The sequence below is a fragment of the Clostridium sp. BL-8 genome (genome assembly GCF_002006495.1).
Classification (GTDB): Bacteria; Bacillota; Clostridia; order Clostridiales; family Clostridiaceae; genus Clostridium.
This window is the reverse complement of sequence record NZ_LZZL01000047.1, coordinates 1-15,682: the sequence shown is the minus strand read 5'-3', so window position 1 is coordinate 15,682 and position 15,682 is coordinate 1. Positions and strand designations below refer to the sequence as shown.

Sequence of the window (15,682 nt, the reverse complement as noted above, 5' to 3'; positions counted from 1 at the left end):
TTTGAATATAAATTATGAACTGTAAACTATACTAAGGTTGGTGATTAAATGAAAAAATTGAATAAAGATGTAGGAAATTATTGTGAAGATTTAGCCAAAAATTATTTAAAAAGAAACTGCTATTTTATCTTAGATTGTAACTTTAAAAATCATCTTGGTGAAATAGATATTATTTGTACTCGAAATAATATATTAATAATTGTTGAAGTTAAAGGGAGATATAGTTATGATTACGGTTTACCTAAAGAATCCGTTAGTTCTTCAAAGCAAAAATCTATAATTAAAGTTACTACTGCATATATATCTTACAAGAAGTTATTTAATCTCAATGTGCGTTTTGACGTTATTGAAGTTTATTTAAACTCAAACAATAATATTTTTGAAATAAAACATATAAAGGATGCTTTTAGATTGCCATAATTTTTTTCATTATCCGTCAATAATCTACAAATTACTAATATCATTTCCATTTATTTACATAAAAAATCTATACAAATATTTTTATTTCCAATAATATTCGTATAGATCAAACTGTTATAAATTCTTAATTTATAATACTCATGTACACAAAATCCAAATTTTCCCTTCTTGTTTTATAGTAATTTTGTTAAAAAGCTATTCCTATGAATACTGCATTTTCCATAAGTTTTTAAACCTTCTATATGTTTTGCTGTTCCATAGCCAACATTATTTTCAAAATCATAGTATGTATATTTCTTTGCATACTCTTTCATGATTTTATCTCTATATACTTTTGCGACAATTGATGCTGCCGCAATGCTGGCGCTTTTAGTATCTCCTTTTATAACTGATTTATTTTCAATCTTAATATTTTTAACCAAATACCCATCCGATAATACTAAATCAGGCTTTATCTCAAGCGAATTACAACTTTCTAGGAATACTTTATTGTTTGAAAAAGCTATACCTTTTTCATCTATTTCCTCATTCGAAGAAACTGATATGCTATAACATACTGCTTTTTCTTTAATAATTTCAGCAAGCTCTTCTCTTTTTGCTTCTTTTACCTTTTTTGAATCATTTATATATAAAATTAAATCTTCGTCTAAAGCGTTTAAATCCAATATAACACTGCAGGCAACAATTGGACCCGCAAGAGGTCCTCTGCCTACCTCATCTACTCCTGCAACATATTTATAATTTCCAAAAGATTTATCAAAATCATACATTTTTTTAACTCTTTTAATCTCATTTAAATATAAATCTAACTCTTTTTCAATTTTCGTTTTAAGGGATAATACATTTTTTCTTTTATCTTCCTTTAACCAATTTATAATTTTATCATAATCTCCATTTTCATATACTTCAATTGTTGAGATCTCTGATATTTCTTTTTTTATTTGAGAAAATGATAGCGACTTTATATCCTCATTAATTATCCTCATTCTCTTCTACTGGACGTTCCAATGTGATAGCGCCCATTTTCCCTCCCCTAAATTCATCAAGTAGGATAACTGCTAGTCTATTATAATCAATTTGTCCTCCTGAAATTAATGTTCCCCTCTTCTTACCTATAGCATCTAACGTATCTAAAGGATTTTCAAAAACTTCAACCAGTTTATATCTTTCTTTTAATTTATCCTCATAGCTATCTTGCAATCTTTCAACGAGTTTTAAAGCCAATTCTTCTATATCCATTATTTCGTCTTTTATTGCACCCGTAAAAGCTAAATTTAAAGCTGTTTCATCATCTTCAAATCTAGGCCATAAAACTCCTGGTGTATCTAAAAGCTCAATTCCCATTCCAGTTTTTATCCATTGCTTACTTTTTGTAACTCCTGGTTTGTCACCTGTCTTTGCTATATTGTTTCTTGCCATCTTATTTATGAAAGTCGATTTTCCGACATTAGGTATTCCAACTACCATAACTCTCATTGTTATGTTAACCATACCTTTTGCTTTTAATCTATCATGCTTTTCCTTTAAGAGACTTAATAGCATAGGTTTTATATTCTTAAGTCCATCACCTTTTAAACAGTTAACTTCTAATACCTTAACTTCTTCTTCTGTTAAGTAATTTATCCACTCTTTAGTTACCCTATTATCAGTCAAATCACTTTTATTCAAAAGTATAATTCTTGGTTTTCCCTCTAGTAATTTTTTAATATCTGGATTTGCAGAACTTCTTGGAATTCTAGCATCTCTTATTTCAATTACAGCATCAACTAATTTTAAATTCTCTTTAATTTCTCTTTGAGTTTTTTTCATATGTCCTGGAAACCAATTAATTGCCATATGAATTCCTCCTTAAATTTATTTTATATAAAAAGTAAAGTGGGTATACCATGCTTTAATTTACAATTGTTCATCATCAATTGTAAACTTATGTATTCTTCTTTAACTTAGTTTTAACCCAAATTAAATTTCTAACCCCCTCTATAATTTCCTACAGAAATAAAAAAAGGACTGAAACAGTCCCCTTTTTATACTATCTAGTTAATAATTCTTTAACTTTAGCAGCCTTACCAACTCTATCTCTTAAGTAGTAAAGTTTAGCTCTTCTTACTTTACCTCTTCTTGAGACTTCAATTTTTTCAATTGTTGGTGCATTTATTGGGAATGTTCTTTCAACTCCAGTTCCATAAGCAACTCTTCTTACAGTGAAAGTTTCTCTTAAACCACCATTTTGTTTTTTGATAACAGTACCTTCGAACATTTGAGTTCTTTCTTTGTTACCTTCTTTAATTCTAACATATACCTTTATAGTATCTCCAATTTTGAAACTAGGTAAGTCAGTTCTGATTTGTTCTGCTTCTATAGCTCTAATTATTTCGTTCATTGTGCATTCCCTCCTTAACGATAATTTGACGTTCTTAACATATATAAATTGACAGCGGAACGCCCGTACTAGCACAAATCATATCATATCACATAATTTTCTATATTTCAATAAAAATCATATTATATTTTTTACTTTTTTGTACTACTCTGTTTTAAAAGCTTAATATCTTCTTTAGTCAAAGTAATATTTTTATATAAATCAGGTCTAGATCTCTTAGTTATTTCAAGAGATCTAAGCCTTCTCCACTTTCTTATATTTTCATGATGCCCAGATAGAAGTATTTCAGGCACCTTATCTCCTTCAAATTCTTCAGGTCTGGTATATTGAGGATATTCTAATAATCCATTGTAGAAAGATTCATCCATAAAGCTTTCTTCTTTTCCAAGCACTCCAGGTTTAAGTCTTAAAATACAATCTATTACTGGAATCGCAGCCATTTCTCCACCTGTCAGAACAAAATCCCCAAGGGAAATTTCCATATCTATATGTTTATAAACTCTCTCGTCTATTCCTTCATAATGACCGCATAAAAATATCAAATTATCTTCTTTTGAAAGATCCTTTGCAAGCTCTTGATTAAATTTCTTTCCTTTAGGCCCTAAAAATATAACCTTCCCACTATTGCTTTCTTTAGCATGTCGTATAGAATCTACTATTGGTTGAGGCGACATAACCATACCAGCTCCACCGCCATATGGATAATCATCAACTTTCTTATGTTTATTTAATGTAAAATCTCTTATATTTAATATATCGAAATCAATTATTTTATTTTCCCTTGCTCTTCCTATAATGCTGTGTTCAAAGATAGAAAACATTTCCGGGAACAAGGTTAATATACTAATCTTCATCCTGCCATTCACCTACTGGCCTTACAACTATTTTTTTAGCATTGATATCAACACTAAGTACTATATCTCTAAGAACTGGTATTAATAATTCTTTAGGCTCTTTAATCCAATATACATCATTATTAGGAGTGCTAATTACATCAAAAACTCTTCCAAGTTCTTTTTCATTTGTATCGTATACTGTGCATTCTTTTAAGTCCACAACATAATATGTATCTGGTGGAAGCTCAGGTTCACTATCACGTGGTATTTCAATATATTTTTCCTTATAAGTTTCAGCATCATTCATAGAATCTACGCCTTCTAACTTTAAGATAACTCTATCCTTTTGAAATTTAACTCCTAAAATATTTTTTGGCGCTCCACCTACTAAAACAGTCTTTAGACGTTTAAATTTATTAACATCCTCTGTCAAAGGATAAACCTTAACTTCACCTTTAACTCCATGAGTATTCACAATTTGGCCTATTTTAAATAATTTACTCACTTTTTCACCTCGTTTTTTATATTAGACATTGTAAAATAAAAACAAATCAATCCACTCTCCAATTTCCCATCATATTACATCACTAATTCCTCTAATAATCTCTGCTATAAAAGAAATCATCTTTTTGGATCTAATGAAAAATATCCTCGATATATGTTTACTTGTTATTTTCTTTACTAAGCCTTAAATTCTTATATAAAATACTAAATATAATCAAATTAAAATCCATACGTATAACTAATCTTACAGTATAATTATACCCTAACATATCTGTATTAAAATCATTAACAAGTTATATATAAAGTATACATTAATCTAACTTATAGTGAATATCCTTTTCTTAATTAATATCACAAAAATATACATGTTATATTATCTTCACATTATGGATATCTAATTTCTTCATTTAACTATAATTCTAATATTATATATAACATTTACTTAAGTTAAACGCATATGCAAACGAAGAAAAAAGATACATGTTTATGAAGTAGGCATTTTAAATTGAGCTGTGATGATTCTTGGAGGAAGGTTGTTCAATTTACTGCTTGTCCTAAACTTGCTTTAGGAACATGCAGAAATTGGCACAACCTTCCTCTTAGAATCTTCCAGCGAAAATTTAATAAGTCCGCTGTAACAAATATGTATATGATTTCGGTAGATTACCGCTAAACTCCAAGCCCCAGCCATATATATTTTTTGAAGATATTTAAAAAGAGTTAGGTTACCCTAACTCTAAATTTTTTAGATGATTTCTACTATAACTCGTTTATTTTGTTTAACTGCTGCAGCTTTAACAACTGTTCTTATAGCTTTTGCAATTCTACCTTGCTTACCTATAATCTTACCCATGTCTTCTGGTGCTACTTTTAACTCAAGTATTATGGATTGTTCTCCATCCACCTCATTAACAGTAACTGCATCAGGATTATCAACAAGGGATTTAGCCATAAATTCAACTAATTCCTTCATAAACGTCCACAATTAATATGTATTAATTGCAGAATTCACCTCCAAAAATTACTTAGTAAGACCTGCATTATTGAAAAGTCTCTTAACTACTTCTGTTGGTTGTGCTCCATTAGATAACCATTCATTAGCTTTTTCTTCGTTGATTTTAACTTCAACTGGTTCAACTAATGGATTGTAGTATCCAATTTCATCGATGAACTTACCATCTCTTGGTGCTCTTGAATCTGCAACTATTATTCTATAGAAAGGAGCTTTTTTAGCACCCATTCTTCTTAATCTGATTTTTACTGCCATTTTAATTTCACCTCCTTTAAAGGATAATAAATATATTTCAACTCTAAGGGCTAGAAAGGTAACTTTCCAAATAAGCCGCCTTTCTTAGCCTGCTTTTGGAATGATTTCATTTGCTTCATGTTCTTTTTCATCATTTCATAGCCCTTCATGAGTTTATTAACTTCTTGTATGTTTGTGCCTGATCCTTTAGCTATTCTGCTCTTTCTTGATGGAGACTTTAATATAAGGCTTGGATTTCTTCTTTCTTTACTTGTCATAGATTGAATAATCGCCTTAGTTCTATCAAGCGCTTCAGTTCCTTTATCAAAGTCAACTCCTTGAAGCTCCTTTGAATTTAAGCCAGGTATCATTTCCATAATTTTATTTAAAGGTCCAAGCTTTTTCATTTGTTCCATTGCCATTAGATAGTCTTCAAAGTTAAATTCTTGATTTAACATTCTCTTACCTAAATCAGCAGCTTCCTTTTCATCAATAGCTTCTTGGGCTTTTTCAATAAGTGATAATACATCACCCATTCCTAAAATTCTTGAAGCCATTCTATCAGGATGGAACACTTCAAAGTCATTCATTTTTTCACCGACACCAGCAAACTTAATTGGCTTATCAATTATGCTCTTGATTGAAAGTGCGGCTCCACCTCTTGTATCGCCATCAAGCTTTGTCAAGATAACTCCGCTTAAATCTAAATCATTATTGAAGCTTTCTGCTACATTAACAGCATCTTGACCTGTCATAGCATCAACAACTAATAATATTTCTGATGGTGTCACATTTTCTTTTATGCTTTTTAATTCCTGCATTAATTCTTCATCAATATGAAGTCTACCTGCAGTATCTATAATAACTACATTATTACCATTATCCTTTGCATGAGCTATTCCATTTTTTGCAATTTCTACTGGACTTATTTTATCACCCATTGAAAATACAGGAATTTCAATTTGCTTTCCAACAACTTCTAATTGCTTAATAGCTGCTGGTCTATAAATATCACATGCTACCATTAATGGTTTCTTATTATTTTTTCTAAGGTTCAACGCAAGCTTACCACACATGGTAGTCTTACCTGCCCCCTGCAGCCCAACTAACATTATAACTGTAAGTCCTGAACTGCTATAATTAAGTTTACTTTCACTTCCACCCATAAGATTAGTAAGTTCTTCATTAACTATCTTTATTACCTGTTGTCCTGGTGTTAAGCTTTCAAGAACTTCACTTCCAACACACTTTGAACTAACAGAAGAAATAAATGTCTTAACAACTTTATAGTTAACATCTGCTTCTAATAAGGCAAGCTTTACTTCTCTCATGGCTTCTTTTATATCTTTTTCAGTTAACTTCCCTTTTCCTTTTAATTTTCTGAAAGTTTCCTGTAACTTTTCACCTAATCCTTCAAAAGCCATGTTTACTTCCTCCTCAAATTATAAACTTTCTAGTTTTTCTTTATATTTTATAATATCCTTCTCATCTATGGAATATTTATTTTTTAATTGTTCTAAAAAATTCATAATCTCTTTTTCTTTATTTACACTCTTCTCAAGTAAGTGAAGCTTACTTTCATAGGATAGAAGCTGCTTATAACATCTTTTAATTAAATCGTGAATAGCCTGGCGACTTGTTTTGTTAAGTTCTGCTATTTCAGCTAAAGATAAATCATCATCATAATACCATTGCATAATTTCAACTTGTTTCTCTGTTAATAATGAACTGTAGAAATCCATAAGCAATGAGATCTCAACTCTATCTTCCATTTCTAATCACCTTACCCACAAAAGAGATTTTAACAATATTTTTAACAAGTGTCAAGTACTTTTACTTAACACCCCAAAAAATTTTTTCAAACAACATTATATTGGCATATTTTCATTAAATTTCTTTGTATACACTAGATAAAACAAAACAAGTGATAAGTTATGAATTATTAATTATGAGTTAAGGATGAAATCCCCTACTTGAGGATTTCTAAAAAATATATTTTTCAGAAAAGCCTTAAGGCTTTTCATCCTCAACTGCTAATTGTTAACTGATCAAATTAATGCTTCTGCAAAAGCTTCTGCATCAAATTCTTGAAGATCCTCAACACCTTCTCCAACACCTATATATCTTACTGGAATGTTTAAGCTTTGCTTTATCGATAAAACAACTCCACCTTTTGCAGTTCCATCTAATTTAGTCAATACTATCCCATCGATCGGACAAGCCTCCATGAATTGTTTTGCTTGAATTACAGCATTTTGTCCTGTAGTTGCATCTAAAACAAGTAACGTTTCCTTTTTATATCCTTCAAGTTCTCTATCTATTATTCTATTTATCTTTTCAAGTTCATTCATTAGATTTTTCTTATTATGAAGTCTTCCTGCAGTATCACAGATTAATAAATCAACATTTCTAGCTTTAGATGCTTCTATCGCATCAAAAACTACCGCTGCCGGATCTGAACCTTCTTGATGTTTAACTATATCAACACCAGCTCGACTGCTCCACACTTCAAGCTGATCTATAGCTGCTGCTCTAAAGGTATCTGCTGCTGCAAGAAGCACTTTTTTGCCTTCTTCTTTATTTTTAGCTGCAAGCTTTCCTATTGATGTAGTTTTCCCAACCCCGTTAACTCCAATTACAAGCATTACCTTTTTTGCACCGTCATTTTCTTCTGAAGCGCCTTCTAATAACATTTCTTTAATTACTTCTTTTAATGCCGGTTTAACTTCCTTTGGATCATTTATTTTTTCTTTACGTATCTTATTTCTTAATCTTTCTATTATATCTACTGTAGTGTCCATACCTACATCTGATATTATTAATATTTCTTCTAATTCCTCATATAAATCCTCATCTATAGTTATTGCTAAATTTAATACTTCATTAATTTTATCTGTTAATCCATCTCTTGTTTTACTTAATCCATCTTTTAGTTTATTAAATAAATTTCCAAACAAATTCATTTCCTCCTAATTAAAATTTTCAGTTAAATCAACTGATACTACCTTAGATATACCTTTTTCCTCCATGGTTACTCCGTATATGATATCACTAACTTCCATAGTACCTTTTCTATGAGTTATAATTATAAACTGAGTATTATGAGAAAACAATTTTAAAAATTCTGCATATCTATATACATTTGCATCATCCAATGCCGCTTCTATTTCATCTAGAATACAGAATGGCGTTGGCTTCATTTTTAAAATTGCAAAAAGCAATGCTATTGCCGACAACACTTTTTCTCCACCTGACATTAAGTTTATATTTTGAAGTTTTTTTCCTGGCGGTTCCACATTTATGTCAATAGCAGCTGTAAGTTCATCACCTTCACCTAAGATAAGTTCTGCACTACCTCCTTTAAACAGATCTTTAAAAGTCTCATTAAAATTATAATTTAAAACTTTAAAATTCTCTTTAAATAGAGTTTTCATTTCAGTAGTCATTTCTTCAATAACAGATTTCAGTTCTCTCTTTGCATTTTCTAAATCTTCTGCCTGTGTTGACATAAACTCATATTTTTCTTTTATTTCCTCATATTCCTCTATAGCTGCTAAATTAACTACACCAAGTCTTGTTATCATTCCCTTGGTAGTATTAATTTCTTGTCTCAATGCCTCTTCATTTTCTACCGGCTCACTTATATCTACTGCTTCTGCATATGTTAATTCCAATTCTTCATTTAATTTTTTATAGATATGTTCTTTATCAGCTTCTTTTTTAGCCTTAATCACTTCTTTTTTATTAACTTCAACTTCCTTGATGCTGACTTCATCTAATATGCCGCTTATTAAATTATCTTTTTCTTTAAATTCTTGTTTTAATTTTTCTTTTAGTATCTCTTCATCTTTAAAATTTAATTCTAATTTATTAATACTAATAGTATTATTTTCTATTTCTTTATTCTTTACCTCTATATCCGAAGTTAAACTTTCAATGCTCGTTCTATTTTCAATATTTTCTTTATTTAGAACTTCACTCTTGTAATTTAAATCTTGAATTTCTTTATCCATCCTAGAAAATTCATTTTTTCTATTTTCTATAGCTTCATCTAAAGTTGCTTTATTTATTTTCATTTGTGTAAGCTTAGCGTCACTATCATTTACTTCTTTAGCTTTAGCTTTGATTAATTCCTCTAATTCTACACTCTTGCTCTTATTGGATGTATTTTCATTTTCAATAGATTTAATTTCTTCTTCTTTAGTTTTTAATTTTTCTAAAATAGCTTCCTTTTCATTTACTATCCTTTTAAGCTCTTCCTTAGTTACTTCTAAATTTCTTTTTAATTTATCAGTATCATTTTGTAACCCTTTGACTTCACTATCCTTTTTAGTCAGCTCAATGTTCTTTTCATGAACCTCGTCTCTCTGATTCAATATCTCTTCATCAAGCTTTTTAATTTCATCCTTAATAGCTTGTACCATTTGAGTTAATTCTTCATACTGCTTTTTCTTTTCACTTATATTTTCTGTTAATTCTTCAATTTCTCTTTTTCTACCTAGGACATTAGAATTTCTTCCTTTTATGCTACCACCAGTTAAAGCTCCACCCGGATTTATTACTTCTCCCTCTAAGGTAACAATTCTTTGATTATATTTCCCAATACGCGCTATTTTAAGCGCACGATCCATATCAGTAGCAATTATTGTTCTTCCAAGAACATAGTTCATTATATTATGGTACTCTCCATCATATGAAATTATGTCACTTGCAATGCCAACATATCCATCCGCCTCAGTTATATTCCTGTCTAGCTCTAATTTTTTCCCTTTTATTACGTTTAAAGGCAGGAAAGTTGCTCGTCCTAAATTATTCTTTTTTAAATATCCAATAAGAACTTTAGCTATTTCTTCATTCTTAGTTATTACATTTGAAATTGCAGCTCCAAGTGCAATTTCTATAGCCACTTCATACTTTTTATCAACGCTGAAAATCTCACCTAAAACCTTTGTATCTTCAGCGGCAGTAATTCTTTCTTTATGAACTAATTCCATTAATGACTTTACCGATCTATTATAACCCTCGTAATGCTTTTCTAAGTTCTCTAACATAGTTTTATTAGCATCAAGTTTAGATAAAGTTCCACTTAATTCTCTTAGTTCGTTTTCTTTTCTTGTTAAATTTGCAGATAATGTGCTCATCTTTTTTCTATCTTCTGCAATTTTTATTTCTAGTAACTTTATATCATCTTTCTTATTTTCAATTTCATTATTTAAATCTTTATAAGTTGCTGAATTAATTACTATGTTGCTTTCTATAGATGAAATGGATGAATTTAAAGTTTCTTTTCTCTCTTCTCTAAGGGAAATATCTTTATTTAAAATAGTAATCTCATTCTTTATATCAGAATTACTTCTTAAAAGTTCAAATTCACCTTCTTTTAATGCTCTTAACTCTTCTTCAATAGTTCTAAGCTCCTGTGAATTCTTTGTATTACCCCCCTCTAATTTGTTTATTTCTTCATTTTTACTTTTTTGCTCTTCTAATCTTTTAGCTAATTCTTCTTGTAATACTGATTTGTTTTCATTTAGTTCATTTATCTTAACTGCAATATCACTTAATTCATAATTGTTTCTATTTATTTTATCTTCAAAGCCTTTAATTCTTTCCTTGTATAATTCAATACTTTTTTGATCTTCACTAATAACTTCTTTTAAATCATAATATTGCTCTTTTTCTTCCAAATTCTTTTTTTCTAATTCTTCTATTTTGTTTTCTAAGCCTTTAAGCTCTAACTTATCATTTGCAATTTCTTTTCGTTTATCTTCAATTTCCTTAATCTTTAAATTTAAATCTTCATTAAAGCTCTTTAGCTCTTCTTCCATTCTATCTATAGTATGAACTATAATCGATACTTCTTTTTTCTTTAAATCTTTAGATAATTCATTGAACTTCAGTGCCTTTTCCCTTTCAATTCTTAAAGGCTCTATTCTTTCTTTATAGGTCGATAAGATATCATTTATTCTAACTAAATTTTCATCTGTATTACTTAGTTTCTTTTCTGCTTCTTCTTTTCTATTTTTAAACTTTACAATACCTGCTGCTTCTTCTAATAAAGCTCTTCTATCTTCTGGTTTTCCACTTAATATAGCTTCGATCTTACCTTGTCCTATTAACGAATATCCTTCCTTACCTATTCCGGTATCCATAAAGAGATTTGTTACATCCTTAAGTCTGCACTTTGAGTTATTTATTAAATATTCAGATTCTCCTGACCTAAATATTCTTCTTGATACCGTTACTTCATTATACTCTGTTGCAAGCTTCTCATCGCTATTATCCAGAGTTAGCGAAACTTGTGCAAGTCCTACAGGTTTTCTAAATTGAGTTCCTGCAAAAATTACATCCTCCATCTTTCCGCCTCTAAGTACCTTAACACTCTGCTCTCCAAGCACCCATCTTACAGCATCAGAAATATTACTCTTTCCGCTTCCATTTGGCCCTACAACAGCTGTAACCCCTTGTTTAAATTTTAATTCAGTTTTATCCGCAAAGGATTTAAATCCTCGTATTTCTAGAGATTTTAAAAACATGTTCCCTCTTCTCCTTAAAAAGAAAATATACTAGGCAGTAATGATAAAAGAAAAATTAATATTATAAAAATAGTCATCCCAACCATCATTTTTTCTCTAGTCTTTTTTTTCATGCTAACTATCACTCCTTATTATAATTTAGTTTATAGTAAAGCCTCATAAATATCAACTTAGATCAGTTTACAGTTAGGGAAAAAAAGCCTGCGACTTTTCTTAAATTATATTTTGTAAAAATCCCTTCGGTGATTTTTATCCCAAACTTATCACTTATAACTTTTAACTCTTCACTAGTTAAGCTTTTTACTAAATTAAAGCGAGAGTTTCCTCTCGCTAATATATTATATCTAATTTTTTATCTCTTAGACAGAGTTTTATGGATCCTCTCTTAATATCCTCATCCTGTTTCACAATAATATTTTTGTTATTTTCTTTTAATTTATTAAAATATATCTTTTTATTAGCATAAAGCTTACTTAAATCTTTAGGATTAATATATATTACAGCATCCTTTTCTTCTTTTAAGTTCTCTAAAATCATATCTGCAATCAAACTACCTTCTACTAACTCCCTAAAAGCCGGATGGAATGGTCCCGCCACAACATCCTTTCCTTCAGTTATACTTTCTGTAGGCTGAAGTCCAATTCTTATTACATTGATTTTATTTTTTCTGTACATATCATATATAGTTTTACTTATGTCTACCGCCTCTTTAAGTGAATAAGGAATGTATTCCTGACACCTATACATCTTTTCCATTGGTGTATCTTTTATGACCAGTGAAGGATATATTCTGCATATATCTGGTTCCATTTCAATTGACCTTTTAGCTGTTGCTATATCCCTCTCAAATGTATCTCCTGGAAGCCCTGGCATAATCTGATGCCCTAAAACAAATCCATATTGCTTTATCAGTCTGGATGCGTCTATAACATCCTGAATGCTATGACCTCTTCCTGCCTTTTTTAACACTTCTTCATCTAATGACTGAACACCAAGCTCTATTATGTCTACTCCATATTCCTTGAGATAACTCAATATATAATCATTAATGTAATCCGGTCTTGTAGATAATCTTATTTTATCTATAAATTCTTTTTCTTTAAATTCTTTAGCTACCTGTAACAGTTCTCTTTGTTTTTCTTCCCTTATGCCTGTGAATGTCCCCCCAAAAAACGAAACCTCTATAGTTGCATTTTTATTACTTATGGTTTCTAAATACTCACAAATCGTATCATTAACCGTTCCACCCGTAACATCATCGTCAGCACCTGTTATTCTATCTTGATTACAAAATACACAATTATGCGGACATCCTTCATGTGGTACAAATATAGGTATTATATAATAGTTCTTACTCATGAGCACCTTCCAATACATCTAACGCTTGCTTTGCAGCATTCTGCTCTGCTTCTTTTTTACTATATCCAGAACCTTCTCCCATGAGTTTTTTATCTATAACTACATTAGTAAAAAACTTTCTTCTATGAGGTGGCCCTTCAAACTTAGTTAATTCATATTGAATTGCTACTTCTCCATCTTTTTGAAGAAACTCCTGAAGCTTTGTTTTAAAGTCTAATACAATCTCATTATTTATTGCCTTATTTATTACTTCTTCAAAATGAAGCAATATAAAATCTCTTACAAAGCCAATTCCCTTATCAAGATAAACAGCAGCAAGTATTGCTTCAACTGCATCTGCCTGTATAGAAATTCTTTCCCTTCCGCCTGTAAGCTCTTCTCCTTTGCTCATTCTTATATAATGACCAAGATTTATTTTCCTTGCTATTTCATAAAGAGAATTTTCACATACTATTAAACTTCTTATTTTAGTGAGTTCTCCCTCACTCTTATGTTTATAGTTGTTAAAAAGATGTTCAGTAATGCAAAGCTGAAGCACAGAGTCTCCTAAAAATTCTAATCTCTCATTATATTCAGCATCCTTAAATTGATTAGCAAAAGAACTATGTGTAAGCGCTGTTTTTAGCAATGTAGGATTATTAAAATAAACTCCTAAGTTTTCTTCTATTTCTTTAAGTGTATATCTATTCATGTATTCCACTCCTTGAAGTTTATTCTTCAACTTGCTAATTTTCTCTTAGATGCTAAGTATAACAAATTCAAGAATAAACTAATATTTTATCTTTAAAATTCAAACCCCTTTGTTTTTTAATTTGATTTAGATGATGCTATTATACAATATACATCTTTTAAAGCATAAGTACAACTAAATCTAACCAAATAAAGCACCTTATCCAAAAGCTCCTTAATAAATACAAAATCCCGCACAACTGCGGGATAATTTTATTCTTCGTGATGAGCTTTTACGTAATTGACAACATCTCCAACTGTTTTAAAGTTTTCAACATCTTCGTCTGGAATTTCCATATCTAGTTCATCTTCTAGAGCCATTATAAGCTCAACTATATCTAATGAGTCCGCATTTAAATCTTCAATAAAAGATGCTTCCATAACAACGCTTTCTACATCGATACTTAACTTATCAGCAATTATTGCTTGGATTTTTTCAAACATTTGTTTCACCTCCCAAGTTCTACATTTAGATAATATTATATATTATTTAAATCGTCAATATTAGTTTCAATATATTTTAATTAATTTTTCAAAGAAAATTCATTTTTTAGCTCTTTTAGTACATTATTCTCATAAAAAACCTTAGTTTGTTTAATTGCATTTTTAAAAGCTTTAGCATCAGAACTGCCATGAGCCTTTATGCAAATTCCATCTACTCCCAAAAATGGTGCACCACCAACTTCTTTATAATCAAACTTTTTCATTATATTTTTTAATACAGGTTTTAATAGAAGCACACCTAATTTAGATATAATTGACGATTTAAGTATTTCATCTTTCACTATGCCTAAAACACTTGATGCCGATCCCTCATACATTTTAAGAGCTGTATTTCCTACAAAACCATCACTTACTAAAATATTAGTGTCACCTGTAGGTATATCTCTTGGCTCAATATTACCTTTAAAATTAATAGTTTTTTCCTCTTTTAGGAGTTTAAAGGCTGCTTTAGTAAGTTCATTACCTTTTTCTTCTTCTTCTCCAATATTTATAAGTCCTATACTCGGATTTTGTACATTTAAAACCTTTTGATAATATATTTTTCCCATCTTAGCAAATTGTAGCAAAAATCCAGGTTTACAATCCACATTAGCGCCAACATCTACTATCATAAAGTTTCCACGTCTTCCAGGCATTATTGGTGCAAGCGCTGGCCTTTCTACACCATTAATCCTCCCTATTATCAAAGTACAGCCCGCTAGGAAAGCTCCTGTACTCCCTCCAGATATTATTCCATCACATATGCCTTCTTTAACTAAATTTAAAGCCTTAACTATGCTAGCGTCTTTTTTCTTCCTTAGTGCCATTACTGGATGCTCACTTGGCAAAATGACATCTTTAGCATCGATTACAGTTATTTTATCTTTAGGATACGTATATTTAGCCAATTCTGATTTTATAGTCTCTTCTGGTCCAGTAATATACAATTCGATATTATCAAATTCTTTTAGAGCTTGAATTGCACCATCTATTACCGCTATAGGCGCATTATCTCCCCCCATACCATCTATGGCTATTTTCATCATAATCCCCCCATTTTATTCAGTTATGAGTTAAGAATTATAAATTAAAAGTTTAAGGAAATTAAACTCTTAATTCAGTTTATAATTTATAATTAGGCACATGAAAGAAAATAATAGACCAAAGATGCGACGCATATTTTGCGTCAGGC

Annotated in this window: 16 protein-coding genes; 1 reads left to right on the top strand and 15 read right to left on the bottom strand. The window is 30.1% G+C overall.

What is annotated here, in order from left to right:
- The first annotated feature begins 48 nt into the window (after positions 1 to 48).
- On the top strand, positions 49 to 420 hold the full coding sequence (locus CLOBL_RS16115) for a YraN family protein (RefSeq protein WP_077859979.1): 372 nt from the start codon (positions 49 to 51) through the stop codon (positions 418 to 420).
- Between the two features lie 173 nt (positions 421 to 593).
- Here the strand turns inward: CLOBL_RS16115 and CLOBL_RS16110 are convergent, their stop codons facing one another.
- From CLOBL_RS16110 to plsX, 15 genes are all read right to left on the bottom strand, one after another.
- On the bottom strand, positions 594 to 1,406 hold the full coding sequence (locus tag CLOBL_RS16110) for a ribonuclease HII (protein WP_077859978.1): 813 nt from the start codon (positions 1,404 to 1,406) through the stop codon (positions 594 to 596).
- Positions 1,393 to 2,256 carry a ribosome biogenesis GTPase YlqF gene (ylqF, locus tag CLOBL_RS16105; RefSeq protein ID WP_077859977.1) on the bottom strand — a complete coding sequence of 288 codons (864 nt, stop codon included), beginning with the start codon at positions 2,254 to 2,256 and terminating at the stop codon, positions 1,393 to 1,395. The genes CLOBL_RS16110 and ylqF overlap by 14 nt, the downstream gene beginning before the upstream one ends.
- Positions 2,257 to 2,449: 193 nt before the next feature.
- The gene (gene rplS / locus CLOBL_RS16100) at positions 2,450 to 2,800 is read right to left on the bottom strand and encodes a 50S ribosomal protein L19 (RefSeq protein ID WP_077859976.1); all 351 of its coding nucleotides are present in this window, start codon (positions 2,798 to 2,800) and stop codon (positions 2,450 to 2,452) included.
- 131 nt (positions 2,801 to 2,931) lie between these two features.
- Complete coding sequence (gene trmD / locus CLOBL_RS16095; RefSeq protein ID WP_077859975.1) at positions 2,932 to 3,654, bottom strand: tRNA (guanosine(37)-N1)-methyltransferase TrmD; 723 nt, start codon at positions 3,652 to 3,654, stop codon at positions 2,932 to 2,934.
- On the bottom strand, positions 3,644 to 4,141 hold the full coding sequence (rimM, locus tag CLOBL_RS16090) for a ribosome maturation factor RimM (RefSeq protein WP_077859974.1): 498 nt from the start codon (positions 4,139 to 4,141) through the stop codon (positions 3,644 to 3,646). The genes trmD and rimM overlap by 11 nt, the downstream gene beginning before the upstream one ends.
- A 744-nt stretch (positions 4,142 to 4,885) precedes the next feature.
- A complete protein-coding gene (locus tag CLOBL_RS16085; protein ID WP_009169148.1) occupies positions 4,886 to 5,113 on the bottom strand; it encodes a KH domain-containing protein in 228 nt (75 codons plus the stop codon).
- 48 nt (positions 5,114 to 5,161) lie between these two features.
- Positions 5,162 to 5,407, bottom strand: a complete 246-nt coding sequence (gene rpsP, locus CLOBL_RS16080; protein ID WP_009169147.1) for a 30S ribosomal protein S16 — start codon at positions 5,405 to 5,407, stop codon at positions 5,162 to 5,164.
- 50 nt (positions 5,408 to 5,457) lie between these two features.
- On the bottom strand, positions 5,458 to 6,810 hold the full coding sequence (ffh, locus tag CLOBL_RS16075; protein WP_009169146.1) for a signal recognition particle protein: 1,353 nt from the start codon (positions 6,808 to 6,810) through the stop codon (positions 5,458 to 5,460).
- A gap of 18 nt (positions 6,811 to 6,828) precedes the next feature.
- A complete protein-coding gene (locus tag CLOBL_RS16070; protein WP_009169145.1) occupies positions 6,829 to 7,158 on the bottom strand; it encodes a putative DNA-binding protein in 330 nt (109 codons plus the stop codon).
- 276 nt (positions 7,159 to 7,434) lie between these two features.
- Positions 7,435 to 8,343 (bottom strand): signal recognition particle-docking protein FtsY, encoded by a 909-nt coding sequence (ftsY, locus tag CLOBL_RS16065; RefSeq protein WP_009169144.1) that lies wholly within the window; start codon positions 8,341 to 8,343, stop codon positions 7,435 to 7,437.
- Positions 8,344 to 8,355: 12 nt separating this feature from the next.
- The gene (gene smc / locus CLOBL_RS16060) at positions 8,356 to 11,919 is read right to left on the bottom strand and encodes a chromosome segregation protein SMC (protein WP_077859973.1); all 3,564 of its coding nucleotides are present in this window, start codon (positions 11,917 to 11,919) and stop codon (positions 8,356 to 8,358) included.
- A 330-nt stretch (positions 11,920 to 12,249) separates the two neighbouring features.
- A complete protein-coding gene (locus tag CLOBL_RS16055) occupies positions 12,250 to 13,278 on the bottom strand; it encodes a radical SAM protein (protein ID WP_077859972.1) in 1,029 nt (342 codons plus the stop codon).
- Entirely contained in the window at positions 13,271 to 13,969 is a 699-nt protein-coding gene (gene rnc / locus CLOBL_RS16050; protein ID WP_009169141.1) for a ribonuclease III, read from the bottom strand. The genes CLOBL_RS16055 and rnc overlap by 8 nt, the downstream gene beginning before the upstream one ends.
- A gap of 251 nt (positions 13,970 to 14,220) precedes the next feature.
- Positions 14,221 to 14,451: an acyl carrier protein gene (acpP, locus tag CLOBL_RS16045; protein ID WP_009169140.1), complete on the bottom strand. Its 231-nt coding sequence runs from the start codon at positions 14,449 to 14,451 to the stop codon at positions 14,221 to 14,223.
- 80 nt (positions 14,452 to 14,531) lie between these two features.
- Positions 14,532 to 15,533, bottom strand: coding sequence for a phosphate acyltransferase PlsX (gene plsX / locus CLOBL_RS16040; RefSeq protein ID WP_077859971.1), 1,002 nt, complete (start codon positions 15,531 to 15,533; stop codon positions 14,532 to 14,534).
- Positions 15,534 to 15,682 lie beyond the last annotated feature (149 nt).